This window comes from Ruania zhangjianzhongii (genome assembly GCF_008000995.1).
Lineage (GTDB): Bacteria > Actinomycetota > Actinomycetes > Actinomycetales > Beutenbergiaceae > Ruania > Ruania zhangjianzhongii.
Genome location: NZ_CP042828.1, coordinates 486033 through 512616 on the forward strand (window position 1 = coordinate 486033; position 26584 = coordinate 512616).

The 26584-nt window shown below is 70.2% G+C and carries 17 protein-coding genes and 1 pseudogene; 7 read left to right on the forward strand and 11 right to left on the reverse strand.

All coding sequences use genetic code 11. The features are described from left to right. Positions 1-29 precede the first annotated feature (29 nt). Positions 30-2105, reverse strand: coding sequence for a hypothetical protein (locus FU260_RS02400; RefSeq protein WP_147915613.1), 2076 nt, complete (start codon positions 2103-2105; stop codon positions 30-32). Between the two features lie 79 nt (positions 2106-2184). Between FU260_RS02400 and FU260_RS02405 the strand changes: the two genes are divergently transcribed. Beyond that, a complete protein-coding gene (locus tag FU260_RS02405; RefSeq protein ID WP_147915614.1) occupies positions 2185-3201 on the forward strand; it encodes a LacI family DNA-binding transcriptional regulator in 1017 nt (338 codons plus the stop codon). Position 3202: 1 nt separating this feature from the next. Here FU260_RS02405 and FU260_RS02410 read toward each other — a convergent pair whose 3' ends face one another. The 7 genes and pseudogenes from FU260_RS02410 to FU260_RS24535 all read right to left on the reverse strand — a co-directional run. Continuing rightward, positions 3203-4273: a Gfo/Idh/MocA family protein gene (locus FU260_RS02410; RefSeq protein WP_147915615.1), complete on the reverse strand. Its 1071-nt coding sequence runs from the start codon at positions 4271-4273 to the stop codon at positions 3203-3205. After that, positions 4270-5127 (reverse strand): amidohydrolase family protein, encoded by an 858-nt coding sequence (locus FU260_RS02415; RefSeq protein WP_147915616.1) that lies wholly within the window; start codon positions 5125-5127, stop codon positions 4270-4272. The genes FU260_RS02410 and FU260_RS02415 overlap by 4 nt, the downstream gene beginning before the upstream one ends. Further along, positions 5124-5582, reverse strand: a complete 459-nt coding sequence (locus FU260_RS02420) for a MaoC family dehydratase (RefSeq protein ID WP_147915617.1) — start codon at positions 5580-5582, stop codon at positions 5124-5126. The genes FU260_RS02415 and FU260_RS02420 overlap by 4 nt, the downstream gene beginning before the upstream one ends. Beyond that, positions 5569-6690, reverse strand: coding sequence for an extracellular solute-binding protein (locus tag FU260_RS02425; protein ID WP_168211612.1), 1122 nt, complete (start codon positions 6688-6690; stop codon positions 5569-5571). The genes FU260_RS02420 and FU260_RS02425 overlap by 14 nt, the downstream gene beginning before the upstream one ends. Then, on the reverse strand, positions 6687-7883 hold the full coding sequence (locus FU260_RS24525) for a CaiB/BaiF CoA transferase family protein (RefSeq protein ID WP_148239416.1): 1197 nt from the start codon (positions 7881-7883) through the stop codon (positions 6687-6689). Before FU260_RS24525 ends, FU260_RS02425 begins: the two co-directional genes overlap by 4 nt. A gap of 2 nt (positions 7884-7885) precedes the next feature. After that, a complete protein-coding gene (locus FU260_RS24530; RefSeq protein WP_425328563.1) occupies positions 7886-8317 on the reverse strand; it encodes a glycoside hydrolase family 95-like protein in 432 nt (143 codons plus the stop codon). Continuing rightward, positions 8217-10442 (reverse strand): annotated as a pseudogene (locus FU260_RS24535) (glycosyl hydrolase family 95 catalytic domain-containing protein); the annotation flags it as partial. The pseudogene FU260_RS24535 and the gene FU260_RS24530, both read right to left, overlap by 101 nt. A gap of 259 nt (positions 10443-10701) precedes the next feature. Between FU260_RS24535 and FU260_RS02435 the strand changes: the two are divergent. The 6 genes from FU260_RS02435 to FU260_RS02460 all read left to right on the forward strand — a co-directional run bounded on the left by FU260_RS02435 (position 10702) and on the right by FU260_RS02460 (position 21249). Then, positions 10702-11679, forward strand: a complete 978-nt coding sequence (locus FU260_RS02435; RefSeq protein WP_147915620.1) for an ABC transporter permease — start codon at positions 10702-10704, stop codon at positions 11677-11679. A 77-nt stretch (positions 11680-11756) separates the two neighbouring features. Beyond that, positions 11757-12599 (forward strand): carbohydrate ABC transporter permease, encoded by an 843-nt coding sequence (locus FU260_RS02440; protein ID WP_147915621.1) that lies wholly within the window; start codon positions 11757-11759, stop codon positions 12597-12599. A 65-nt stretch (positions 12600-12664) separates the two neighbouring features. Continuing rightward, positions 12665-14326, forward strand: a complete 1662-nt coding sequence (locus tag FU260_RS02445; RefSeq protein ID WP_147915622.1) for a type 2 periplasmic-binding domain-containing protein — start codon at positions 12665-12667, stop codon at positions 14324-14326. A gap of 221 nt (positions 14327-14547) precedes the next feature. After that, complete coding sequence (locus FU260_RS02450; RefSeq protein ID WP_147915623.1) at positions 14548-15450, forward strand: aldo/keto reductase; 903 nt, start codon at positions 14548-14550, stop codon at positions 15448-15450. Between the two features lie 40 nt (positions 15451-15490). Further along, on the forward strand, positions 15491-18523 hold the full coding sequence (locus FU260_RS02455) for a glycoside hydrolase family 2 TIM barrel-domain containing protein (protein WP_147915624.1): 3033 nt from the start codon (positions 15491-15493) through the stop codon (positions 18521-18523). A gap of 35 nt (positions 18524-18558) precedes the next feature. Beyond that, positions 18559-21249 (forward strand): alpha-L-rhamnosidase, encoded by a 2691-nt coding sequence (locus FU260_RS02460; RefSeq protein ID WP_147915625.1) that lies wholly within the window; start codon positions 18559-18561, stop codon positions 21247-21249. A 59-nt stretch (positions 21250-21308) separates the two neighbouring features. Here the strand turns inward: FU260_RS02460 and FU260_RS02465 are convergent, their stop codons facing one another. Genes FU260_RS02465 through FU260_RS02475 form a run of 3 tightly spaced genes read right to left on the reverse strand, consistent with a single transcriptional unit; the run spans position 21309 to position 26559 of the window. Beyond that, complete coding sequence (locus FU260_RS02465) at positions 21309-23960, reverse strand: beta-L-arabinofuranosidase domain-containing protein (RefSeq protein ID WP_147915626.1); 2652 nt, start codon at positions 23958-23960, stop codon at positions 21309-21311. Beyond that, positions 23954-25315, reverse strand: coding sequence for a four-carbon acid sugar kinase family protein (locus tag FU260_RS02470; RefSeq protein ID WP_147915627.1), 1362 nt, complete (start codon positions 25313-25315; stop codon positions 23954-23956). The genes FU260_RS02465 and FU260_RS02470 overlap by 7 nt, the downstream gene beginning before the upstream one ends. After that, positions 25312-26559 (reverse strand): RuBisCO large subunit C-terminal-like domain-containing protein, encoded by a 1248-nt coding sequence (locus FU260_RS02475; protein ID WP_147915628.1) that lies wholly within the window; start codon positions 26557-26559, stop codon positions 25312-25314. The genes FU260_RS02470 and FU260_RS02475 overlap by 4 nt, the downstream gene beginning before the upstream one ends. Positions 26560-26584 lie beyond the last annotated feature (25 nt).

The following is a 26584-nucleotide window of genomic DNA, read 5'->3' on the forward strand; positions in this document are numbered from 1 at the left end:
TGCGCGTTCCCCGTCACCATCACGCGTGGTCATGGTCGGGCCGGAAAGCCCTCGGCGACGGCGGCCCATCCGGTGGGTAGGTCGGCTCGCCTGGGGGTGCCGTCGGCGCCGGTCCAACCACCGAACAACAGGGCGGCGGCCATCAGCAGGGCGCCGTTGCCGGGCAGGTACAGCGGCATCCGGTGCGGCACCTGCCGGTTGTGCCCGTTCGCCAGGAAGGTGTTCTTGTCCTCGGTACGCAGCAGCGCGTCGAGGGCGATGTCGGCGCGGCCCAGCCGGGTCGCGCACATCGCGATCATCGGGAAGTCCCAGCCCCACGCACTGCGCCACTCCCAGCGCTCGCAGGCACGCTCCAGCGTGCGCAGCATCGCGGCGTGGTCGATCGCCCCGGTATCGGGCACCACCCCGAGGGCGCCGAGCATCGCCGGATGGTCGGTGTAGACGGTGCGCGGCGGGTCCTGTACGGCGTCGTAGTGGCCGTCGTCGCTGACCACCGGGCGCAGCCCGGCCGCCACCTGTGCCCACTCCGACGGCTCCTCGCGGCCGTCGGCCCGGCGCCAGCCCAGGGCCACCTGCAGCGCCCAGCGCACGTAGGACACCTCGAACAGCGGGTCCCACGTGCGCGCGGCGCCGTACACCTCCTGGGCCGGCATCAGCGGCGGCGGCAGGTGGTAGCTGCCATCGGATCCCGCCAGCGCGAACGAGACGAGGAACTCCGCCGTCTCGTCCACCAGCTCGCGGTACCGGTCCCGCACAGTGCCCGGACGGGCGGCCGAGGCCCGGAGCAGCTCTGCGTAGTGGATCACATGCGGCTGCTGCCAGAGCAGCAGCGGCCCGATCTCGTTCGGGCTCTCCACGCCTTCGGGCCCGACATGCTTGGGCCACCGGGCTCCGCGGAACCCCTGAGCGGCGGCGATGCGCCGGGCCACCGGGAGGATGGCGGCGTACCAGCCGAGGCTGCGCTCGAGCAGCTCTGGGCGGCCCCACGCGGGGAAGTGTGCGGCGTGCCACCAGTGCATCTCCAGGTGGAAGGTGCCACCCCAGCTGTTGCACACCAGACCGGTCTCCTGCGGCGGTGTGCTACCGGAGCAGTGCACCGCGGTCTGGTATTGGGAGAGCACGATCCGTCGCTCCAGCTCCCGCGCCCGCGGGTCGCTGCTGGCGTCCAGGTCGAGCGCGGCGCCACGGGTCCAGAACTGCTCCCAGCCGCGGGCTGAGCGGTCGAAGACCGCCCGGGCGTCGTCGAGCACCTCGGCACCCAGAGCGGGGGCGAGCTCGACGACGGCGCGCAACGTGTCGCCGTCGGGCGTGAGTACCCAGTGGTGCCCTTCGCCGGTGACGGCGAAGGTACCGGCCGCGCGCACCTGGTAGGTCGCCTCATCGAGGCGGCGATCCCACACCTGCGCGCCGGCCTCGCTCCGGGAGGAGGTGCTGTGCGCCTCCGGCCGGTCCCAGACCGGCGGCGCTTCGAAGCTCTCCTGCACGTACGGGAACGCGATCTCGACGGCCAGGCGCCCGTCGGCGAGCAGGGGCGAGGCGACCTCGACGGCGATCGCATCGCGGTCGGGGTCGACGGCGGTGCGCACCTCGACGCCGATGCCGGCCAGGTCGAAATGGCTGACCACCAGGCCGGTCCACAGGTCCAGTTCCTGCGAGCGGGCGCGCACCTGGTCCCACTTCGGGGCACGGCCATCCAGCAGGAGGCCGATCCGGGCCAGGTGCAGCCGCTGCGGGTTGGTCCAGAAGTAGTAGCCGGCCCCGCGCCCGGAAGCCTCGGAGGCGGCTCGATCCTCGCGGAAGTCGTACGCCGTCGGGTACTGGATCGGCCCGCGCGGGCTGGAGTAGGCCTCCGAGGTGTCGCTCAGCCGGTAGCCCTCGGGGTTGGGTGCCCAGTGGTAGCCCCACTGGGCCTGGGTACCCAACGGCGTGGCAGCCTCACCGCGCTCGCGGGCGGCGTCGCGTTCGTACCGGTCGGCGAAGGTCTGCAGACCGGTGTGGTCCACGGTGAAGGCCAGCTCACCGTTGCCCACGGACAGCGGTGCCTCCGGCTCCGGCTGCTGGTAGCGGATCGAGTGACGGCGGACGACGGCTTCTCGGTCGATCACAGGAGGGACTCCGATCGGGGGACGAACTCGTTGGTGAATCGTTTGTGCACCGGGCGCCCAGCGCTACTACGATCCGAGGATGGTGACGCTGCGAGATGTGGCCGGCCACGCCGGGGTGTCGGTGTCGGTCGTCTCACGCGTGCTCAACTCCGACCCGTCGATCAGGATCCGGCCTCAGACCCGCGAACGTGTGCTGGCCTCGGCCCGGCTGCTGCGCTACGCCCCGAACTCCGCCGGCCGGTCGCTGCGCCGCTCGCGCACGCATCTGCTCGCGCTCGTGGTCCCGGATGTCACCAACGCGACCTTCACCGACCTGGTCAACGGCGTGGAGTCGCGCGCTCTGGACCAGGACTACTCGGTGCTGCTGGCGTCCAGCCCGCGGATGCAGCCCGGCAGTGACGGGTTCACCCGCCTGCTCAGCGAACGGCTGGTGGACGGTGTGCTGCTGCAGAAGGGCGACGATGCCCCCGCCGAACTCGTCGCCCAGGCGCTCGGCCGGCCGGAGCGTACGGTGATGATCAACTCCGGCCCGGTACCGGGGGTGGCGACGGTCGCCATCGACGACACCGCGGCCGGCGTCCTGGCCACCCGCCATCTGCTCGAGCTCGGGCACACCGTGATCGGTTACGTCGGTGGCGTTCGAACCTCCGACACCAACGACCGCCGTCGAGCCGGAGTGGTGCAGACCCTCGCTGAGGCCGGGCTCACGCTTGCACCGGCACACCAGACCAGCCTGGGCTACACCTACCGGTCGGCACGGGACGCGGTCCGGCTGCTGCTCAGCCGCGAACCGACCCCGACCGCCCTCGTGGTCGGTAACGTCAACGCCGGTATCGGCGCCCTGACCGAGGCTGGCCAGATGGGCTTCGACGTGCCCCGGGACCTCTCCGTGGTGGCGATCCACGACATCTGGCCGGCGATCACCTGCGCGCCAGCGCTGACCACGATCCGGCTGCCGATGGCCGCACTGGGCTCCACAGCGGTGGATGTCTTGCTCGCCGGCCTGCAGACACCGGACAGCCGCAGCCGGATCATCGACGATCCGGCTGCAGAGCTCATCCTGCGGGCGTCGACCGCACCGCCCGGCGGGAGCTGAGTCACGGCAGCGGATGGCCACCTGCCTGACCGGCGGTGTGTGCCGCCTCGAGCACGGCCATGGTCCGCAGCGCGTCGGTGGCCGCCGTCGGCAGGGTGGCCGCCTCGCCGGTCACATAGCGTTGCAGCGCGCCCATCGAGCCGATGAAGGCGTCCGGGAACCAGGAGCCGTCCACCTCGATCGCCCGCCAGCCTGTGCCGGTGGTCACCTCGAGCAGGTCCGGTCCGCCGCGCGGGTAGTCCAGCAGCAGCCCGAGCTGGGCGCGGATCGCCCCTTCGGTGCCGTGCCAGAGCACCGCGGCCTCCTGGTGCGCCGGCCCGAACGTGTGGTCGTGGTTCGTGCTGACCGTCACCCGCAGCGGGCGGTGGGCGTAGTGCAGCAGGTAGGCGCTGCGGGTGCTGGCGAGCTTCTTGTCCGGATGGGCCGTCGTCATCGCGCTGACACCGGTGGGGTCGCCGACGAAGGAGCGGACCAGGTCCACGTAGTGCACCGAATGCATCGGCATCTCCATCCGGTCCAGCGCGAACACGCTCGGGAACAGCTCCCACCGGGTCTCCACCCGCACCAGCACCTCGAGGTCGATCAGCTCACCGATCGTCCCGGCGGCGATCAGCCGGCGGGCGGCGGCCACCTGGGGTGCGAACCGCAGCTGGGTGTTTACTGCGGCGACCAAGTTCTTGCGGGTGACGAGGTCGACCAGTTCGCCGGCCTGGGCGTAGGTGTAACCGAGCGGCTTCTGCAGCTGCACCGCCGCGCCGTCGGGCAGGGCTTCGAGGATCGAGGCGAAGGCGTCCGGCATCACCGCGACGTCATAGACCACGTCTCGGCCGTGGGCGGCGACAGCCTCGGCGATGTCGGTGTGGGTGGTCGGTACGCCGAAGTCGGCGGCGAGGCCCGCCGCGCGGTCGCCGTCGACGTCGACGATGGCGGCCACCGGAAATTGCGCCTTGCGGTAGGCGGGCAGGTGCGCGTCCCGAGCGATCCCGCCGGCACCGACGAGCACGATCGGCACCGGTTCGCTCGGCGGCCCGGCCAAGTAGGCGGGGTCCGGGTCGCGATCGATGAGCGTCATCGGTTGTCCTGTGGCGCTGCGCGGTCCAGTCCGTACACCCGCGAGGCCGTATCCGCGCGCAGCGCCTGCGCCTGCTCCGGCGGCAGCCGGTCGACGGCAGCGGTGAGCACGTTCATCGTCACCTCGGTGCCACCGGAGACGGTGCACATCGGCCAGTCGCTGCCGATCATCAGCCGGTCAGCGGAGAACACGGCCAGCGCGGTGGCCAGTACGGCATCCATCTCCTGGGCGGAGACGGCCGCGCCATCGGCCCGGTAGATCCCGGACACCTTGGCCACCACATTGGCCAGCGACCCGAGCTCGGCGAGCTGATCCTGCCACCGGCGGTAGTCGCCGTCGAGCCCCACCGGCGGCTTGCCGAGATGATCCAGCACGAAGGGGAGGCCGGGATGGTCGCGAGCGAGCCGGATGAGGTTCTCCAGGTGCCGCGGCAGTACGGACACATAGTCGAGCGGGACGCCAGCCTCCTCGATCAGCGCGAGGCTGCGGCGTTGATCGGTACCCAGGATCCAGTCCGGGTCGCTCCGGTCGTGGGTGAGGTTGCGGATCCCGACGAAGTCCGGCGTCGCGGTGAGCACCGGCAGTTGCGCCGCGACGGTCTCCGGGTCCTCCAGCGGCAGGTAGCAGACGGCGCCGGCCAGGCGAGGGTCCGCGGCCACCAGCTCGAGCAGATAGTCGGTCTCGGCGAGCGTCTCGTCGGCCTGCACGAGCACGGCCTGCTCCACCCCGGCCCCGGTCAGGGCCTCGAAGGCCTGTGCCAGCGAGTGGTCGGCGCGCAGCGGTTCAGGCGCGCCGTCCAGCCAGGCGTACCGCGACCGCGCCCGGTCCCAGACGTGCAGGTGGGCGTCGATCACGTGCGTTCACCCCGCTTGTTGACCACGTACAGATGCACCAGCGAGAGCACGATATCGCCGTCGGAGTTCGTCACCGTCACCTGCTCGTCCACCCGGCCGAGCTCGGGGCGGCGGGGATGGTCGGCGATCTCGGTGATCTCCGCCCGGACGGTGATGCTATCGCCCAGGTAGACGGGTTTGATGAACCGGATCCGGTCGTAGCCGTAGCTCATCGCCTGCGGGTTGACGTCCCCGGCGGTCATCCCCACGGCGATCGAGATGATCAGCGTGCCGTGCGCGATCCGGCCCGGCAGACCGGCCTCCTCGATGCACCAGCGTTCGTCCATGTGGTGCGGGAAGAAGTCGCCGGTCTGGCCGGCGTGCAGGACCACGTCCGCTTCGGTGATCTGGCGGCCGAGCGTGCGCCGCTCCTCGCCGAGGCGGTAGTCCTCCAGGTAGCGGTCAACGACCTGCATGCTCGGCCTCCTCTGCCAAAGCTGTGAACATCCGGTCCAGGTCTTCGAGCACCGGGGCTGCCGCCTCGCGCTCCCACAGCCCCCGGTGCACCCGCTCGCAGGCGGCGTCCTGCACCGCCATGAAGTCCGGGTGCTGGGGACGCAGGCTGGCCTGGTCGAGGGTGCGGCGGGTGCCGGAGAAGAAGCCGTGGGTGAGGGCGTCCAGGTCCGGGTCCATCCACGCGGTCAGGTGCCCGGGCTGGCCGCCGCCGAGCGCGTACACCCCGCGCTGCACCAGGCCGGTGGCCACCCAGGTGGCGAAGGCGATCGCCTCCTCCGGATGGGCGGTCCGGGCGGAGACCGCCAGCCCGGCACCGCCGAGCATCGAGCCCCGCGGCTGGCCGTCGATCTCCGGGATGTCCCTCCAGCACAGCAGCTGGTCGCGGAACCCGGGGCGGGAGTAGTTCGTGTACCCGTACAGCAGCGGTGCGTAGGCCCAGCGGTTCTCGGTCGCCATCCGGTCGGCCACCTGGATCGGGTTCGCGCTACGGCACTCGGGCGGGACCAGATCGCGCAGCCGGCCAAGCAGGTGCCAGGCCTCGGCGAACGCGGCCGGGTCCGCGAAGCGGCCCTGGCCCGCGTCCGCGCCCTGCAGGCCCGAGACGAGCGTGAAGGTGGAGGCGAACGCGTCGATCGGCTTCGCCGGCCAGAGCACGACGCCGTCCCTCGCCAGGTCGAGCACTTCCGCCCAGGTGCGTGGGGGCTCGGGGAGGAGGTCCGGCCGGTAGGCCGCGACCTGGGCGGCCGCATCGATGGCCAGGCCGTACCGGGCGCCCTGCCAGCAGTAGCTCTGCGCACTGCGACCGACGAACTCCGCTGGACCGTCGCCGTCGGGCAGGGCAGCGAGCAGCCCGGCGTGCGCCGCCTCGGGGATGTGCGGGTGATCGATGACCAGCAGGTCGTAGGACTCGGTGAGCGAAGCCAGACCCTGGTCGGCGAACGCCTGCAGCGAGCGGGCGTCCCAGTCGATCTGCACGCCGCTGCTCGCCGCATAGGCCCGGCTGGCGGCCACGATGCTGCCGTGACCACGGGGATGGTCCCAGGTGATCCCGCGCAGTCGGAGGGTCACGGCAGGCTCCCGGCCACCTGCGGGGCAAGCTCGCCGTGCACCTGCTCGGTGTCCGCACCGAGCACCGGGGCACCGCCGCGGCCCCAGACGCGCTGGCCGTCCAGACGGATCGGCAGCCGGGTGGTGGTCACCTCGGTGCGGGCGCCATCGGCTTCGTCACGGGTGAGGGTCTGCACCATGTCGATCGCGTGAAAACCTTCGTGCTCGACCAGCTCGTCCACGGTGTGCAACGGGGCGCACCAGACGTCGGCGGCATCCAGCACCGCGAGCCAGTGCTCCGTACTGGCGGTGCGCAGCCGGGCGGCGAGCAGCATCTCGATCCGCTCGCGCTCGGTCCACCAGGTCTCCGGTTCGGTCAGCACGGTCAGCTCGGGGATCTCCAGCAGCTCACCGAGCTGCGGCACCGGGTTCATCGCGATCGACAGGTGACCATTCGCGGTCGGGTACACCCCGTAGGGCGCGGGGAGGTAGGTATGGGCACTGTGCGGGCCCCGCGGGCGAGAGGTGATCGCCCCCGGTTCGGTCAGCCGCACCGACAGCATCTCGAACTGCAGGTCGAGCATCGCCTCCAGCAGCGAGGTCTGCACCTGGCCGCCGATCCCCGTACGCAGCCGGCGCAGCAGCAGCGCGGTGATGCCGTGCGCGAGGTGGCAGGAGGCCAGGTGGTCGGCGATCGAGATCCCGAACGCGTTCGGTTCGGGATCGGCCTGCAACCAGGGCAGGCCGGAGATCGACTGGGCGAGCAGATCCTGACCGGGCCGGTCCACCCAGGGGCCGGCATCGCCGTACCCGGTGATCGAGCCGTACACCACCCCGGGGTTCACCGCCCGGATCGCGTCGTAGTCCAGTCCGAGGCGGGTCATCACTCCGGGGCGGAAGTTCTCCACCACCACATCGGCCTGTTCCACCAGGCGGCGTACGAAGGCGAGCTGCTCGGGGTCCTTGAGGTCGGCGGCCACGCTCTGCTTACCTCGGTTCATGGCGTGGAACGAGACGGTGTCGCCACCGGCCCGGGCGCCGGCGAACGCCAGGCCGCGGCCGATGTCGCCAGTGCCGGGACGCTCGATCTTGATCACCCGGGCGCCGAGATCGGCGAGCCGGAGTGCCGCCACCGGTCCGGCGAGGAACTGGCTGAAGTCGAGGACCAGGAACCCCTCCAACGGCAGGGGAGCTCCGGGCTGAGGGACTGTCATGGCTAGGACTCCTGAGAGAGGTCGGCGCCGGTGAGTACGGCTGAGCCGGTGGGTGGAAGGTCGACGGTGAGCTCGTCTGCGCCGCAGCGCACCCGCACCGTCTGGGGCTCGCGGTTCTCGGAGGTGATCCGCGCCTCGGTGAGCTCTCCGGCACGCCACTGCAGGTCGACGCTCAGCCCGGTGCGGGCGCGCAAGCCCCGGACCTGACCATCGGGCAGGTGCGGCGGCAGCGCCGGGAGCAGATCGAGAGCACCCGCATGCGACTGCAGCAGGCACTCGGCGAGCGCCGCGACGATGCCGAGGTTGCCGTCGATCTGGAACGGGGTGGGCGGAGAACAGGTTCGGGTAGAGCCCGCCACGCCAACGGCCGCCGGTAGGCCCGGGCTCGACCTCCACTGCACGGCGGATGAACTTCTCGAGCAGCCGGCCGGCACCGTCGGCCTGGTGCAGTCGTGCTCGCATCGCCATTTTCCAGGCGAGCGACCAGCCGGTGCCCTCGTCGCCGCGGGCGTCCAGGCTTCGGCTCGCTGCCGCTGCGACCGGTTCCGACGGCGTTCGGTCAGTCGGGTGGATCGCCACCAGGTGGGCGATGTGTCGGTGGTGCGGGTCGGCCATCTGCTCCACGTCGGCCCACTCGCGGAGCAAGCCGGCGCTGTCCACGCCGGGGGTGAGGATCCGAGGCAGCGCAGCCTCGGCTTCCTGGCACAGCTCGGGGCTGCTGGCGCGCAGCGCGTAGGTGTCCGCCAGCCGCAGCAGTGAGTCGAGCAGGTGGCGGGAGAGCACCAGGTCCATCGTGGCGTCGGCGGCGACCGAGGAGGTCTGGTCGGTGCCGGGGACCAGGAACCGGTTCTCCGGTGAGGTGGCCGGCGAGGTGCCGAGCGACCCGTCCGCGCGCGGCTCGAGCCAGTCGAGCACGAATCTGGCCGCACCGCACAGGGTGGGCCAGAACCGGCGGGCGGCGGCCTCGTCGCGGCTGAACGTGACCCGGTCCACCAGGTGCGTGGTCAGCCATACGCCCGCGAACGGCCAGAAGGCCCAGGCCGGGTCGTGGTGGCCGTCCCCCATCGGGTCGGCGAAGGCCCAGATGTCGCTGGCGTGGTGTGCCACCCAACCGGACGAGCCGTAGATCCGGCGGGCCGGTTCGCGGCCCCGTCCGGCGAGCGCCTCGATGAACTCGAAGAGCGGCTCGGCGCACTCGGCCAGGCCGGTGGTCTCGGCCAGCCAGTAGTTCATCTCCAGGTTGATGTTCATCGTGAAGTTCGAGCTCCACGGTGGCTGCATCCGCTGGTTCCAGATGCCCTGCAGGTTGGCCGGTGTGCCACCTGGGCGGGAGCTGGAGATCAGCAGGTACCGGCCGTACTGGAACAGCAGCGCGACCAGCTCCGGGCCGCCGGCGGCAGCCGCGCCGCCGGCATCGGCGGCGTCGATCAGCGCGGTGGTGTTCGTGGGACCGGCGTTCGCCCCGGTGCGGGTGCCGAGCTGCAGTTCGGCACGGTCGTAGAGCTCCCGGTGTGCCGCGACGTGCTTGCCGTGCACTTCCTCCAGACCGGCAGCCACCGCGTCCCGGCAGAGCTGGCGCGCCCGTGCGAGTGCCGGGCCGACATCGTCGGCAGGATCCTGACCCAGGTGCGTGAACGTGGTGCGCACCGCCACGACCAAGGTGGCATCGCCGTCGACCTCGATCACCAGCCCGTCCGCCGTGGCCCGGGTGCGGGCAGCACCACCGAGCACGCGCATGACGACCGCTGCCTGCACCCCGCGCGGGTCCGCCGCCCAGCGGATCGGATCCGGCTCGCGCTGCACGGCGGGAAGGACATCGTCCGGGGCGCGGAGCACGGCCCAGGCCTCAGTATCCTCAGTGCCGGTCTGTTCCAGCTGGAGCGGTGAGTCCAGCGTGAAAGAGACTCCTCCGCGGGCGCCGGCGACGTCGATGACCAGCACCTGGTGCGGTGCACTGGCGAAGACTCGCTGACTGATCGTGGCACCGGCCGCATGGGCCGAACTGACTGCACCGGCCCGGGTCCAGGCCGTCGCGGTTCGCAGGTCCAGACCACGGGCGTAGCCCTCCGGCGCGACAGCGCTCACCGCACCGGCGTCGCTGACCGCGCCGGCGTCCTGTGCCGGCACCACCTCCGCCTGTCCGGCGGGCTCGGCCGCCGGAGCGCCGATTCGCCGGCGCAGCCGCGCCAACGGCTGGAAAGACTGTGGGGAGGAGTGTTGCAGTGCGTGCAGTGCGTGCTCGGCGGCGACGTAGTCCCCGGCCGTTGCCGCGGTCCGGGCGGCAGAGAGCGCCGCTCGCGCCGTCTCCGGGGTGACCGGGTGCGGCTGCGGCCGCCGCGGCGGCCCCGACCACACCGTGCCCTCGCTCAGCCAGATCAACTCGTCGTCGGCTCCGCCGTACACCATCGCGCCGAGGCGGCCGTTTCCCACCGGCATCGCCTCCACCCACTCGGCCGCCGGAGTGCTCAGCTCGAGGCAGTGTGCAGAGTCGGCGGACTCGGGGACCGCCGCTGAGCCGCTCGGCTGAACTGTGGACGAGAACGTTGACGACACCGTCACCTCGGAGAATCGATTTTACTGAGTGGAGACACCATAGACCGTAGCCAGGTAATCCTGGCAACCCCTTCATACAAGCCTATTCAACGAATCTGTAGTTGGGGGTTGCGAATCGCTAGTAAGACATATTACCATCTGGACAAACGATTCACCAGACGAAGCGGTCACAGGTGCGCGACCCGGCTCCCGAGTCGCACGCGCCACGGCCGGGCGCTCATCGAGAGGAGCACGTAGCGGTGCAGACACAGGCCGGGCGTCGGCGATGACACAAGCGCCTCCACTGCCCACCCTCGCGGCGAACAAGTTGCCGGCTGACCCGACGCCGCACCGGCGACCCGGACGGCTGCGCAAGGCGCTGCGCCGGCGCTGGCAGCTCTACCTGCTGGTGATACCGCCGCTGGCCTACTTCGTGATGTTCCAGTACGTGCCGATGGCGAACGGGATCATTGCGTTCAAGCACTACAACGTGATCGAGGGCATCTGGGGCAGCGACTGGGCCGGCCTGGAGTACTTCGAGCGGTTCTTCACGAACCCGATGTTCACCACAGTGGTCAGCAATACCTTCCTGCTGAGCCTGTACGCGCTGATCGCGAGCTTCCCGATCCCGATCATCCTCGCGCTCGCGCTGAATGAGATCCGCGGCCGCTTCTTCAAGCGGACCGTGCAGATGGTCACCTACGCGCCGTACTTCATCTCCACGGTGATCGTGGTGTCGATGGCGATCCTTATTCTCTCCCCGAGGATCGGGCTGATCAGTGAAGTGACCGGCTTCTTCGGGCTGCCGGCCACCGACTACCTGGCCCAACCGGACTTCTTCCGACATGTCTATGTCTGGACCGAGGTGTGGCAGACGGCCGGCTACTCCGCGGTGATCTACCTGGCCGCGCTCGCCGGTGTCGACCCCGCCTTGTACGAGGCGGCGAAGGTCGACGGCGCGAACCGGCTGCAGAAGATCTGGCACGTGGATCTGCCCAGCATCACTCCCACGATCGTGGTGGTGCTGATCCTTTCGGTCGGCAGCATCATGGCGGTCGGCTTCGAGAAGGCCTTCCTGCTGCAGAACCCGCTGAACCTGTCCCAGTCGGAGATCATCGCCACCTACACCTACAAGCTGGGCATCCAGAATGCCGACTTCAGCCTGGCGACGGCCGTGGGGCTGTTCAACTCGGTGATCAACCTGGTGCTGCTCCTCGTGGTGAACAAAGTGTCCAAGCGAGTGACGGGGAGCGGACTGTGGTGAACCTGCTGACTGCCCGACGGCGTTCTCGCTCCCGGCGGCCTACCCGGCCACGGGAGTCGCCCGTCGACCGAGTCTTTATGATCGGCGTCTACATCCTGTTGGTCACCTTCCTGCTCGTGGTGCTGCTGCCGCTGTGGTACATCGTGGTCAGCTCGGTGAGCAGCCCGGGGGCGGTCTCCGCCGGCCGTGTGTTCCTCTGGCCGGTGGAGTTCACCCTTCGTGGCTACGAGGTCGCGCTGACCAATCCGAAGATCCTCAGCGGCTTCGCCAACTCGCTGTTCTACACCGCGGTCGGAACTCTCCTCAGCGTCGCGCTGACGGTGATGCTCGCCTATCCGCTCTCCCGGGCGGACTTCGTCGGTCGCAAAGTGCTCACCGGGGCGGTCGTGTTCACCATGCTGTTCGCCGGCGGGATGATCCCGACCTACCTGGTGGTGCAGGCCACCGGGATGCTCGATACCCGCTGGGCGATGATCATTCCGAAAGCGGTGGCGGTCTGGCCGGCGATCCTGGCGATCACCTACTTCCGGTCAGCGATCCCGGACGACGTCCGCGAGGCCGGGGAGATCGACGGTGCCAGTGACCTGCGCATCCTGTGGAAGCTGATCCTTCCGCTTGCCACGCCGATGATCGCGGTGATCGCGCTGATGTACGCGATCGGACAGTGGAACTCCTACTTCGATGCGCTGATCTATCTGCGCGACGACAGCCTCTACCCCTTGCAGCTGGTGCTGCGCAACATCCTCATCCTCAATACCGACTCCGGCGCCGATGCCGCCTCGGCCCTGGAGCGACAACAGTTGGCGAACTTGCTGAAGTACTCCCTCATCGTGATCTCGACGGTCCCGATGATGCTCATCTATCCGTTCGTCGCCCGTTACTTCACCAAGGGTCTGCTCCTCGGCGCGGTCAAGGGCTGACCCCCGTGTACATCCCCTGCCGTCGACCCTCGCCGGCACCCCCTCACAACGAAGAGAGGCACCATATGACACGCCGACACCGGATTGCGGCGGCGACGATCGCTACCGGCCTGGCCCTGACCATCGCTGCCTGTGCACCAGGCGGAGGAGGAGGTGGCGGCGATGGTGGTGGCGAAGATGACGGTGTCATCACCATCTACAGTCAGCAGGGCCCGGAATCGGATCTGAACACCAACGAGCTCACCCTGCTGCTCGAGGAGGAGTTCGACGTCGACCTGCAGTTCGAGACCACCACCTGGGACGCGGGTGCAGCCTCGGAGTCCCGCCAGATCACCCTCGCCAGCGGCGACTACCCGGATGCGTTCCTGCTGATCCCGTGGGTGGATCAGTTCACCCCTGCTGAGCTGCTCAAGCTCGGTGACCAGGGAGTGATCCGGCCGCTGAACGATCTGCTCACCGAGAATGCCCCGAACCTCCAGGCGGCCTGGGAGCAGACACCGGAGTGGGAACAGCTCTCCACCGCGCCGGACGGGACGGTCTGGGGCCTGCCGCAGTGGAACGACTGCTTCCACTGCACCTACCCGTCCAAGCTGTGGATGAACTCCGCCTGGCTGGACGCCGTCGGGATGGAGCAGCCGACCACGCCGGAAGAGTTGCGGGCGGTGCTCACCGCCTTCAAGGAGGACGACCCGAACGGGAACGGCCAGGCGGACGAGATCCCGATGACTGGCTTCTCCAGCTCGGTACTGCCGTACTTGATGAACCCGTTCGTCTACATGGCCTCGCCCACCGATGACGGCGTCATCCCGGCCTCGCTGGCCCTCGACGGCGACACGGTCACGCTGCAGCCGACCCTCGACGCCTGGCGTGAGGGGCTGACCTACGTCCACGCCCTGTACGAGGACGGCCTGCTGGACGAGTCCACCTTCACGCAGAACCAGGATGCCCTGCTCGCTACCGGCGACGTCGCGGGAGACCCGATCCTGGGCTCGACGGTGGTCGGCCACCCGGGCGTGTTCGTCACCATCGGCCAGGAGGACGGCCGGGACCGGAACTACGATCCGGTGCCGCCGTTGACCGGACCGAACGGGTCGCCGGCCTCGGAGATGCTCTCCTCGGTGGTGGGAGCGTCCTTCGCGATCACGTCGAATGCCAGTGATGAGGAAGCCGCGACGCTGGTGCAGATCGTCGACTGGATGATCGATTACGACAACCACCTCCGTGCCGAGTTCGGCGAGGAGGGCGTCGCCTGGGACTACCCCGAGGAAGGGGACGTCGCACTGGACGAGTCGCTGGACCCGCTGTTCGTGCGACACCGGCTCAGCGGTGCAGAGGCCACCGAGAACAGCAATGTGGCCTGGGGTCCGATCGCGCAGTACTACGGCGACGAGGTGTTCCGCGGCTCCCAGGTGGTCGGCGAGGACATCTATGAACTCGCCAGCTATGAGCGGCGGCTGTTCGAGGCCACTGAGCCGTACGCGGAGAACAGCCCGGACGCGGCCTTCCCGTACTGGAATCTGTGGATCCCGGCGGAAAGTTCGGCCGAGTTGTCCACGGCACAGACCAATGTGGAGAACCTGGTGCTGCAGGCTGACGCCGAGTTCATCACCGGTGTGCGGGATATCGACAGTGATGCCGACTGGCAGGAGTTCCAGGATGCCCTGGTGGCCAACGGCAGTGAGCAGTACCTGCAGATCTACCAAGAGGCGTACGACGCCGCTGGCTGATCAGCGCGCCCACGGGGACGGTCCGGTGCGCCAGGTACCGGGCCGTCCTCGTGGGGCGAGCCTCGGGGCCCGCGACCTGTGCAGGCATATATATTCACATGTGCACGGAGTTGACAGTGAGATGTGGGCGCTCCTACCATCCGTTGAATCGCTTCAAAACAGGAAGCAGTTTCGAGGAGAAAACATGGTCAGCCAGAAGATCATGAAGGGACTGACTTCCGGTGCCGTCAAGGGCTGACGCGACACTCACCCCCTCGGCCATCACGCTGGGAACCTCCGGCCTCGGTGACCGGGCCGATGCAGTGGCGACCGCCCGGGCCCTCCTCCGGACCGAGCACGCCATGATCGACACCTCGAACGCCTACGACGGTGGGCGCAGCGAGCAGGTCATCGGCCGGGCGATCGCCGACCTCGGCGGGCTGCCCGCACACGTCCAGGTGATCTCCAAGGCCGATCGGGATCTCGGAACGGGCACCTTCGACCGGGACCGGGTGCTGCGCTCGTTCGAGGAGTCGACCTCCCGTCTCGGCCTGGACAGCCTGCCGCTGTACCAGCTGCACGATCCGTACACGATCACCGTGGCCGAGGCGATGGCACCGGGCGGCGCGGTGCAAGGACTGGTGGAGCTGCGGGAGCAGGGGGCGGTCGGCGCGATCGGGGTGGCGGCCGGCCCGTCGGCCCTGCTCACCGCGTACCTGGAGACCGGGGCGTTCGACGCTGTGCTCAGCCACAACCGGTTCACCTTGGTGGACCGCTCCGCGGCGGACCTGTTCGATCGCGCCCGGCGGCGCGGCATCGTGGTCTTCAACGCCGCCCCGTTCGGCGGGGGCATGCTTGCCGACGGCGCTCGTTCCGGTGCTCGGTATGCCTACCGGGATGCGCCGGCCGAGCTGCTCGCCTGGGTACAGCGCGCCGACGAGGTCTGCGCGAGGCATCGGGTGCCGCTGGCCGCTGCGGCGCTCGCCTTCTCCACCCGCCAGGTGATGATCTCCTCCACGGTGGTGGGGCTGGGCTCGCAGGCTCGGCTGACCGAACTGGCTGCCCTGCTGGCCACGCCGATCCCTGAGGACCTCTGGCCCGCCCTGGACGCGCTCGGCCCACCGCCGTCGCCACTGACCGACTGACTGCACCCAACTGACTGCACCGACTGACTGCACCCGAGGATTGGACCTGAGCTCCGTGCCGTACTACGACGACCCGGCCCCTGGTTCCGGGCGCCGCCACCCCCGCGCCGACTTCACCTCCGACGCCGCCCGGCTGAACCTGAACGGACAGTGGGCCTTTGCGCTCAGCCCCACGGCAGCCGGCACGGGGGAGAGCTTCTCCGACCCGGACCTGGACCTGACCGGCTGGGGCGAGATCGACGTCCCCTCGCACTGGGTGCTGCGTGGCCACGATGTGCCGCTCTACACCAACACCGCATTCCCGTTCCCGATCGATCCCCCCTACGCGCCGACGGCGAACCCCACCGGGGACTATCGGCGCACCTTCGACCTTCCGGCCGGGTGGCGCGCCGAGGGCAGCGTGCTCCGGTTCCAAGGAGTGGACTCCTGCGGGCGGGTCTGGCTGAACGGGGTGGAGCTGGGGCACTCGAAAGGCAGCCGGCTGCCGTTCGAGTTCGACACCGGCGCCGCCCTGCGGGAGTCCGGCAACGTGCTCTGCGTCCGGGTGCACCGGTGGTCCTCCGGCAGCTACCTGGAGGATCAGGACATGTGGTGGCTGCCCGGGATCTTCCGGGACGTCGAGCTGCTCGAGCGGCCGGCCGGCTGCCTGGACGACCTGTTCGTGTATGCCGATTACGACCACCACACTGGCGCCGGCCGGCTCCGGGTGGAGACCACCGGGCGTGGCGGCGCTGCGGTCACCGGAGAGCTGAGCATCCCCGAGGTCGGCCTGGTCGGTGTACCCACCAACGCTGACCACCGGATCGCCCACGTTGAGCCCTGGAGTGCCGAGGTGCCGCGGCTGTACCAGGCCACGGTGCAGGTCGGCGCCGAGCAGGTGGACGTGCCGGTGGGCTTTCGCACGATCAGCGTGGCTGACGGTGTGCTGCGGGTGAACGGCCGCCAGGTGCACCTGCGTGGCGTCAACCGGCACGAGCACGACCCGGACCACGGCCGGGCACTGAGTGTGGCCACGATGCGCCAGGACATCCTGATGATGAAGCAGCACAACCTGAACGCGGTGCGCACCGCCCACTACCCACCGCACCCGGAGTTCCTCCGCCTGTGCGACAAGCTCGGGCTGTGGGTGGTGGACGAGAGCGACCTGGAGACGCACGGCTTCATCTACGCCGACTGGGACGGTAACCCGGTCGACGACCCCACCTGGGAGCCGGCGCTGCTGGACCGCACCGCCCGGATGGTGGAGCGGGACAAGAACCATCCGTCGGTGATCATTTGGTCGCTCGGCAACGAGAGCGAAGGCGGCAGTGGCTTCGCCGCGATCGAACGCTGGCTGCGCGAGCGGGATCCGAGCCGGCCGCTGCACTACGAGCGTGACAGGACCTACGCCCAGTCCGACTTCTACTCCCTGATGTACCCCTCCCTGGACGATCTGCGTGCGATCGCACAGCGCACCGAGCCTCCCCCGGAGGCGCTGGCCGATGACCCGGCGCTGGAGGAACGCCGTCGAGCCCTCCCGTTCCTGCTCTGCGAGTACGCCCATGCCATGGGCAACGGCCCCGGCTCGCTGGCCGACTATCAGGAGATCCTGGAATCCTCGGACCGGATGGCCGGGGCGTTCGTGTGGGAGTGGATCGACCACGGCATCCGCCGCACCGAGCCCGATGGCTCGCACGACTTCTGGCACGGTGGCCGATTCGACTATGAACCGAACGGGGGCAGCTTCTGCCTCGACGGGCTGGTCCGTCCCGATCGCACGCCCTCGCCCGGTCTGATCGAGCTGGCCAAAGTGCTCGAACCGGTGCGGCTGAGCGTGACCGAGCAGGCCGTGCTGGTGCGGAACGCCCACGACGTGCTCAGCAGCGCCCACCTCGACTTCGTCTGGGAGATCACCCGGGACGGTGAGGTGTGCGGCAGCGGGGAGCTTCCGGTGCCAGTGCTCGAGCCTGGCGCGCAGGCCAGCGTGCCGTTGCCCACGCTGCCGGAGCCGGTCGAGGGGCCGGGAGAGGTCTGGCTCACCGTGTCCGCGCGGCTGCGCGCCCCGACGCCGTGGGCCGAGGCTGAGCACGAGGTGGCGTGGGGGCAGGGCCGGCTCACCCCGGAGCTACGCACTCCGCCGCAGAGCCCGGCCGCCGCCGGCCGCATGACCGGGAACGCACCTGCTGGCGCGGCCGCCGGGAACCCACCTGTTGGCGCCGCCCCCGGGAATGCACCTGCTGGCGCCAGACCCGCCGTGCTGCAGGTCGGCCCGGCGCGTCTGGATGCTCGGACCGGGGAGGTGCTCGCTCTCGGTGACTGGGAAGTCAGTGGCTTCGGACTGCACGTGTGGCGCGCCCCGACGGAGAACGACCGGGGCCAGGGAGAGCTGAACAACCTGGTGAAGGTGTGGCGCGCCGTCGGCCTGGACCGGATGGCCCACCGCACTACCAGCGTGACACCGCTCGAGCAGGGTCTGCAGGTCAGCGCACGGGTGGCGCCCGCCACCCAGGCGTTCGGGCTGGACGTCACCTACACCTGGACTCCGGCCGAGGACCACTCCGTGCGCCTGCAGGTGGGGGTCGCGCCCTATGGGCCGTGGCAGGACACCCCGATCGGTCACCATCAGGTGACGCTGCCGCGGCTGGGTCTGCGCCTGGAACTTCCCGCTGGACTGGACCAGGTGAGCTGGTTCGGGCTGGGCCCGGGGGAGAGTTACCGGGATAGCCACACTGCCGCCAAGGTGGGCAGCTACCGCGCCCGGATCGACGATCTGGACTTCGGCTACGTGGTGCCGCAGGAGAGTGGGAACCGGCACCGCACCCGCCGGCTCGAGCTCATCGGCCCGGGCTTCGCCCCGCTGCGGGTCAGCGGCGTGCCGACTTTCGACTTCAGCGCGCGCCGATGGTCGGACGAAGCACTCGACACCGCGGTCGCCGCGTACCAGCTCCGCGCCGAGGACCGGGTGTACCTGCATCTCGACCACGCCCAGCACGGCCTCGGCAGTTCCTCCTGCGGGCCCGCCACCCCGGCGCGCTACCGGGTCGAGCCCGCGGCCACCACGTTCACGGTGGTCTTCGCCACCGACGCACCCTGACGCCGATCACGAGCAACGAGAGAGTGACCCGATAGATGACCAGCCTTGAACCGTACGCCCTCCGCGTCGAGCACCTGAGGAGCCCACTCGGCCTGGACGAGCCGCGGCCGCGCTTTGCCTGGCGACTGCGCAGCACACGAGGCGGCGCCCGGCAGAGCGCGTACCGCCTGGTGGTCTCGGCCGGGCAGCAGACCTGGGACAGCGGAAAAGTGGCCTCTGCCGAGCAGCTCGAGATCGCCTATGCCGGGACCGACCTGCAGCCGTACACGCGCTACACCTGGACGCTGCAGGTCTGGGACGAGAACGATCAGCCCAGCGAGCCGAGCGACTCCTGGTTCGAGACCGGGCGGCTCGGGCGCCCCTGGGTGGCCCGCTGGATCGGCCGCGACTCCCGGGACCGGTCAGCCTTCCTCGCCCCGGTCGACGACGACCTGACCTGGAACAGTCGCCCGCTCGCCCCGCCGGCACTGCTGCGGACCACGTTCACGCCACGCCGCGACGTAGTCTCGGCACGGCTGCACATCACCGCGCGCGGACTGTACGAGGCCCGCGTGAATGGCAGGACGGTCGGGGACAGCACCCTCAACCCCGGGTGGACCGACTACCGCCGCCGGATCCACTACCAGACCTACGACGTCACCGAGGCGGTGCGAGCCGAGGAGAACGTCCTGGCCGTGGCACTCGCCGATGGGTGGTGGAGCGGATTCGTCGGCTACGACCCGCGCAACGCTGGCCGGCTCTATGGTGACGCCCCGGCCCTGCTCGCCGAGCTGCACCTGGTGGCCGCCGACGGCGCCACCGAAGTGATCCGCACCGACGACTCCTGGCGCGAGTCGGCCGGGGAGTGGCTCTACGCGGACCTGCTGATGGGTGAGGGGGTGGACGCCCGCCGGCGTCCGGCCGGGTGGGACTCGCCGGGTTTCGACGACGCCAGTTGGCGGCGTGCCCGAGTGCTCGGCGACGACACCGCCACAGTGACCGGGTCGGTGACGCCACCGGTGCGCCCGGTCGCTGAGCTCACGCCGGTGAGCATCGAGCCGGAACCTGGCTCCGACGCCTGGCTGGTGGACTTCGGGCAGAACCTGGTGGGCCATGTGCGCCTGCGGCTGCACCGGCCGGTCGCCGGGCAGCTGATCGAGCTCACCCACGGCGAGACCGTGGACGCCGACGGCCGGCTGTACACCGACAACCTGCGCCGGGCCGAGGCCAGGGATCTGTACTACCCGCGCGGGGAGGAGACCGAGACCTTCGAACCGCGGTTCACCTTCCACGGGTTCCGCTACCTGCGGATCGCCGGCCTGGCTGGGCCGCCCGCGGCCGCGGACGTCACCGCGATCGTGGTCAGCAGCGACCTGGAGGAGACCGGTAGCTTCGACTGCGATAACCCCGATGTGCTCCAGATCGTCGCGAACACTCGGTGGAGCCAGCGGGGCAACTTCCTCTCCGTGCCCACCGACTGCCCGCAGCGGGACGAGCGCCTCGGCTGGCTGGCTGACGCCCAGGTGTTCCTGCCTACTTCGGCGCGGCTGTGTGACGTGTCCGCGTTCTTCGCGAACTGGATGACCGATGTGATCGGTGGCCAGAGCTCCGACGGCGCGTTCGGGGACATCGCACCGGCCGGCCCGTGGATGGGCGAGGGAGCACCGGCGTGGGGCGATGCCGGGGTGATCATCCCGATGGCGCTGTTCGACCTCTACGGCGACCGCCGCCAGCTGCAGCGCAGCTTCGGCGCGATGGCGGGCTGGGTGGAGCACATCCGCCGGGCGAACCCTGACCTGATCTGGCGCAAGCGGGTGGGCTCGAACTACGGCGACTGGCTGCATGTGGGCCCGGAGACCGACCGGGCCGTGCTGGCCACCGCCTACTTCGCGAACTCCGCCTCGCTGGTGGCCAGGGCCGCTGCGGTCCTCGGCCGGGACGCTGAGGTGCAGGAGTACACCGAGCTGGCGCAGCAGATCCGGGTGGCGTTCAACGCCGAGTTCGTCGACGGCACCGTGATCACCTCGGATACCCAGACCTGCTACCTGCTCGCCCTGGACTACGATCTGCTTCCCGCTGAGGCGGTGCCGGCCGCGGTGGACCGGTTGGTGGAGCTGGTCCGCGAGGCGGGGAACCGACTCACCATCGGGTTCGTCGGCGTCTCCAAGATCTGCCGGGTGCTTAGCGAGCACGGGCACGACGACCTCGCGCACGCGCTGCTGGTGCAGGAGGCCTATCCGAGCTGGCTGTTCCCGATCAGGCACGGCGCCACCACGGTCTGGGAGCGCTGGGACGGCTGGACCCCTGAGGGCGGCTTCCAGTCGGTGACGATGAACTCCTTCAACCACTACAGCCTGGGTGCGGTGGTGGACTGGATCTACTCCTGCCTCGGCGGGATCGATCAGGCCCCCGGATCGACGGCTTACCGCGAGCTGCTCATCCGGCCGCGGCCAGGCGCCGGGGTGAGTCGGGCGTCCGCGGCGCTGGAGACCCCGCTCGGCCGGGTCGCGACCCGGTGGGAAATCTCCGGCGAGAGGTTCGAGCTGGACGTGGAGGTCCCGCCCGGTGCCCGCGCCCTGCTGTCCTTGCCGGCGGCGGACCTTGACTCAGTCACCGGGGTGTCCGGTGCGCCGGAGCTGGCCGCCGACGGCAGTGTGCAGGTGCGGGTGGGCAGTGGCCGGCACCGGGTGAGTGCCGCCTACCGGCCCGCCGCAGCTCTGGTCGGGTCACTCGACCGGCGAAAGTGACGGAGATATGACACGCGGTGGGCCATACGGCCATGCGTGACGTATATCCGTCACTTGCACTACTGCGAGCCGAGTAGCGCCGCCGCGCGGCGCACGCCCAGCTCGGGGCTGGTCAGCACCGGGGTGTCGACCGCCGCTGCCGCGCTGGCCATCGAGGCCTGGGCGAGCACCACCACATCAGCCTGCGAGGCCCGCTTGGTGATCGCCTCGGCGACCAGCCGGTCGTGACCGGTCTGGTCCCCGGTGCTGACCGCCTCGAACGCGCCCTGGACCAGCACTTCCGCCACCTCGATCTCCTTCCCGGCCAGTTCCGCCCGCTCGTGCAGCAGGGCGACGGTCGGCGCCAGCGTGGTGGGCAGGGTGGCGAGCACGGCGATCCGTGTGCCGAGACCGGCCGCTTCGTCGGCCATCGCCTCGTCGATGCGCAGCACCGGGAGGTCCAGCTCGGCCTGCAGACCGGCCGCGAAGCCGGAGATCGAGGAGCAGGAGAACATCACCGCATCGGCACCGCCGCGCTTGGCGGCGTGCACCAGGTCGCGGAGCCGGTCCCGCACGCCGCTGCCCTCTGGGTCGCGGCCGAGGTCGGCGACGATCTTGTCGTCGAGCAGGTGGTGGGTCTCTACGCCGGGCAGGTGGTCGGCGGCCAGGGCGCTGATGGTGGGGATCACCACGGCCCCGGTGTGGATGAACGAGAGGCGGGTCATGAGTCTCCTCCGGAGAGTCGGACAGAGCGGAGCAACGGCAGCCAGACGGTCATCTCGCCCGGGGCCGCGGTTCGCCCAGTGGGCGTAGGGGACGAGCACCAGGTCCAGCTCGGTGCCCGGCTGCTCGACCAGCTCGCCGTACAGCGTGCCGTGCGGGACGGTGGCGGGCAGCGTCACGGCTCGGGTGCGCAGCAGCACCTGGTCGGTGAACAGCCCGGTACCGGCTTGTTCCTGCCACTCGGCCGGGAACGGTAGGTGCACGGACTCGATCCCGAGACTGTCGGGCAGGTCGGCACTCTCCACGCAGTACACCACCGGTCCGCGCACGACGGCGGCCTGGTTGGTGCTCTCCTCGAGGAAGTGGTGGGCCACCGTCACCCGGGGCCGCAGCGGGATCTCCACGGAGATCTCCTCATCGCTCCAGGTGCGATCGATCACCAGGTAACCGTTCTCGACGGCGGTGACCGGCTCTGACTGGACCCGCACCTCGGTCCCCGGGGCCCACCCGGGCCGCCGGATCCGGATGCTCGCTCGTACCGGGGACTGTGCCTTCACCCGGATCCGGATGCTGCCCTCGCTCGGGTACCGGGTGGTCTGGGTGATCTCCAGTGGTACCCCGGCCACCTCCAGCTGCGCCGTTCCGGGCACGAACTGGTGCACCCACACCGACTCGGCGTCCTGGGAGTAGAGGTAGTACGGCAGCTCGGCGATCACCCGGGCAATGTTCGGCGGGCAGCAGAAGCAGTTCGTCATGTACTCCTGGCGGGAGCGGTCGTCCGACGCGGGGGGAGTGGTGCGTTCCGGGTCCCCCGCCCGGCGCATCGGGAACGGCAGGTCGCGCACCTGGCGCAGCGGGTTGGTGTAGAAGTAGGCGAGGCCCTCGGCGTCGAGCATCGCCGGGAGGGAGTTGAACAGCACTCGTTCGATCTCGTCGGCGAACCGGGCCTCACCGGTGAGTAGCAGCATTCGCCAGGACCACAGCACGAAGCCGAGCGTCGCGCAGGACTCGTTGTACGCCGTCGTGTGCGGCAGCTGGTAGGGCCGGCCGTACGCCTGGTGCGTTTTCGAGATCGTGCTGTAGTCCTGGGCGGCATCCGGGGAAGCGCCGTCGTACACGGCGCCGCAGCCACCGGTGAGATAGAGCTTGCTGGCGACCACGTCCTCCCATAGCCGGGTGACGGCGGCCCGGAACTCCTCGTCCCCGCTCTCCAGGGCGTAGTCGGTCATCCCGGCGAACAGGTAATTGGCGCGCACGGCGTGCCCGGTGGCCACCGGTTGGTCCTGCACCGGGTAGACGTCCTGGTTGTCGTCCCCGCCGGCGCCGCCTTTCCCGCCGTGCAGGTCCAGCAGCGTGCGCGCGAGAGTGAGATAGCGCTCGTCCCGGGTGCTGCGGTACAGCTCGATCACGGCCATGTAGTGCGAGGGGCAGATGTTGCAGTCCGCGATCGCCTCCGGCTGCTCGCGCACCGCCTGGAGCAGGTAGTCGGCGGCCCGGACCGCCATCGCGAAGTAGGTCTCGTCGCCGGTCAGGCGCCGGTGCAGGCAGCCCAGGGTGATCAGATGGCCGAGGTTGTAGGTCTCGAAGTTCAGCCGGTCGGTCAGCGGGGCGATCGCGCGGTCGGTGCGGGCAGCGATCGTGGTCTTGGTGTGCACGTACCCGTCCGGCTGCTGCGCCGCTGCGATCACATCGAGCGCTTCGGCCACCCGGCCGGCGAGCTGTGGTGCGTCCGGTGCGGCGACGACCGCGGACTCGAGCCACTTGTACAGGTCGCCGTCCATGAACGGTGCGGCCCGATGCTCCCCCTCGGCGCGGCCGGCGGCGATCCGGAAGTTCTCCACGGCGTGGGCGATGTCCGGATCGAACATCAGCTCGCCCATCGAGGGAATCGTGACGTCGAGGGCTCGCTGGCGCAGCCGGCCGAGCGGGCCGGTCGCGGTCATCGTCACCGACCCCGCCGGTAGCGAGGTCATCACGGCGAAGCGGCTCGTGGCGGTGTCGGTCAGCATCGGCTGGTCTCCTTCTCTGGCGGGTCCATCGGTTCAGGTGGCCGGCTCGATGATGTGGCTGGTTCGGTGGTGTGGCCGCGGCGGACGTCCTCGAGCAGGTCCACGTGGCCCATCTGGCCACCTTTGAGCACCACCTCGACACTGTCGTAGCCGCGGCCGGGTGCCTGCGCGGCGCAGAGCGCCACATTGCCCCACGGGCAGCTCTCGATCGTCAGCGCGGCCACTCCGAGCCGGCGCAGCACCGTGCCGCTGGTGTCGCCACCGCAGAGCAGCAGCCGGGTGCGCGGTGCGGCCTGCAGGCGGGGTAGCGCCACCTCGAGCAGCGCCTCGGTCACCTCGGCGGCCTGGAGCTGCCCGCCGCCGGGGGTGCTGGAGTGGAACACCGTGTCCGCACCGGCGGCGTGTGCGGCGATCGCGCGGGCTGCGGCGCCGGGCCCCCGCAGGTCGATGCAGGTCCAGCCGGCGTGGGTGGCGGCCTCGATCTGCGCCCAGGTGCGCGCCGAGCGGCTGCCGCTGAGTGCCAGGCACGGACCGTCGGCAGCACTGGCCCGCTCGGGCAGCGGCGCAGCCGTGCCGCCGATCGCTCGGCCGAGACCCAGACTCAGTCCGCCGGCACCGAGGACGAAGCGGGTGCCAAGCTGGTCTGTCCCGGCTCCATCGCTGCTGGCGGTGCTGCCGAGCTGACCGGAGCGGTGGCTGATCGCGCGACCGAGGAGGTCCAGGTGGGCGTCGGTGAACCCGTCGCAGACCACAGCAGCAGCGCCGGACTCGGCCAGCGTCTGCGCTACGTGGCGGGCCGGGTCCGGGCCGGTCTCGTACTGCGGCCAGGCGAGGGCGCCGATCGGCAGCTCGGTCTGTGCCCCGAGATGGCGGGCCAGGTCCGACTCCGTGCTCGGGGTGCTCGGATGATCGCGCATGGTCGGCTGCCGGTCCAGGCGGAATACCCGGTCGTCGTCTCGGGCGAAGTGGTGGCCGAAGAAGGTGTACCGACCGAAGTCCGGCTGGGCGAACACCGCCGGGACCGCAGCGGCGCCGAACACCTCTCGGCCGAGCTCGATCACTTTGCCCAGGCTGCCGACCTCGGGCGAGGAGTCAGCGGTGGAGCAGGCCTTGTACTGCACGATCGGGGCGCCGCGGCCGGCGAACCAGCGCAGCGCCGGCAGCACCTCGGCGGGCAGGTCGGCAGTACGCAGCGAACGGGCCACCCCGGCGATGCCGACAGCCTCGGAGTCGCTGCGCAGCGACTCGGCGTGTGCCACCGAGGTCGCGAGCACCCCGGTGAGCCCGGCGCGGCGCAGCTGGAGCAGAGCGTCGATCGAGCCGGTGAAGTCGTCACCGTAGAAGCCGACCTTCACCGTGGCGGTCCGAACGTGTCCAGCGCCTCGGCCAGCTCTGGCACCTGCTCGGCCCGTTCGGCCAGCTCGACCCCCTCCAGCGCCGCCTCCCAGGCCGCCCGCATCGCCCGCACCCCCGATGCGGAACCGCTCGGGTGACCGTGGATACCGCCGCCGGCGAGCACCAACAGTCGCTGCGAGGCGACCTGCTGGTAGGTACGGGTGGCGAGTGCCGCCGTCTGCCCGGAGGAGAGCACCGGGACTGCGCCGTAACCGCCGAGGAACGGCGTCTGCACGGCGGCGATCGAGGCGAGCACCTGCTCGTCGGTCTCGTAGAACTTATTGCTCAGGCCGTTGGTGTGTACATGGTCGGAGCCGAGCAGCCGGGAGAGCTTCTGGAACACCTGGAAGTCGATGCCCAGCTGGGGTGAGCGGGAGTAGGCGCCGAACATGGTGCGGTGGCCGTGGATCGGCAGCTCGGAGCGGGCGCGCAGATACTGCAGCCCGGCCAGACCCACGGTGTTCACGCAGACCATCACACACCTGCCGCCGGCAGCCGCGACCAGATCGTGGTTCGGGCCGAGCCGGTCGATATCGTCGGTGATGTTGAAGGCGTACATCGGCATCCGGCCGTTGCGGTCGGCAGCCGCCTGCAGCGCACCGGTCACCACTCGCACCCGTTCGGCCAGCGGCAGGTGTGGAGCGTTGCCCTGCAACTCGTCGTCCTTGATGAAGTCGATCCCGGCGTCGGCGAGCTCGGTGACCAGATCGGCAAGCTGATCGGCGTCCAGACCGATGCTCGGCTTGACGATCGTGCCGAGCAGCGGGCCGGAGGTCCGGCCGGTCAGCCGCGCCGTCCCGTCCCAGCCGAACTGTGGTCCCGGGTAGGCGGCAGCGAACTCCTCGGGCAGGTCGAGGTCGACCAACCGTAGGGCGCCCACCTCACGGATCTCGAACAGGTTGCCGGCGACGGCGGCGAGCAGGTTCGGTACCGACGGGCCAAAGTTGTCCAGTGGGAACTCGATGCTCACCCGGGCCCGGCGTACGTCGGTCCAGTCGCCGGAGGCCCCGGGCAGCGGTGGACGACCGCTCGCCGGCAGCTCGGTGATGTTGGTGACCCGGGCAGCGAAGCGCCGCTTGAGCTCGTCAGTCTCCCGAGCGACGGAGACGAATGTGCCGCTGGACTGCTCCGAGGCCATCACGGCGGCGGCCCGCTCCGGCGGCAGCGCGGTCTCGATCTCGTAGTCCGCGGTGACGACGCTCATCGGTACCTCGTGCTCTCTGAGCGTT

Coding starts and splice junctions, on each gene's coding strand:
- FU260_RS02440 (WP_147915621.1), top strand. CDS start 11,757: ATGATCGGCGTCTACATCCTGTTGGTCACCTTCCTGCTCGTGGTGCTG.
- FU260_RS02460 (WP_147915625.1), top strand. CDS start 18,559: ATGACCAGCCTTGAACCGTACGCCCTCCGCGTCGAGCACCTGAGGAGC.
- FU260_RS02405 (WP_147915614.1), top strand. CDS start 2,185: ATGGTGACGCTGCGAGATGTGGCCGGCCACGCCGGGGTGTCGGTGTCG.
- FU260_RS24525 (WP_148239416.1), bottom strand. CDS start 7,883: ATGACAGTCCCTCAGCCCGGAGCTCCCCTGCCGTTGGAGGGGTTCCTG.
- FU260_RS02420 (WP_147915617.1), bottom strand. CDS start 5,582: ATGCAGGTCGTTGACCGCTACCTGGAGGACTACCGCCTCGGCGAGGAG.
- FU260_RS02410 (WP_147915615.1), bottom strand. CDS start 4,273: ATGACGCTCATCGATCGCGACCCGGACCCCGCCTACTTGGCCGGGCCG.
- FU260_RS02445 (WP_147915622.1), top strand. CDS start 12,665: ATGACACGCCGACACCGGATTGCGGCGGCGACGATCGCTACCGGCCTG.
- FU260_RS02465 (WP_147915626.1), bottom strand. CDS start 23,960: ATGCTGACCGACACCGCCACGAGCCGCTTCGCCGTGATGACCTCGCTA.
- FU260_RS02475 (WP_147915628.1), bottom strand. CDS start 26,559: ATGAGCGTCGTCACCGCGGACTACGAGATCGAGACCGCGCTGCCGCCG.
- FU260_RS02435 (WP_147915620.1), top strand. CDS start 10,702: ATGACACAAGCGCCTCCACTGCCCACCCTCGCGGCGAACAAGTTGCCG.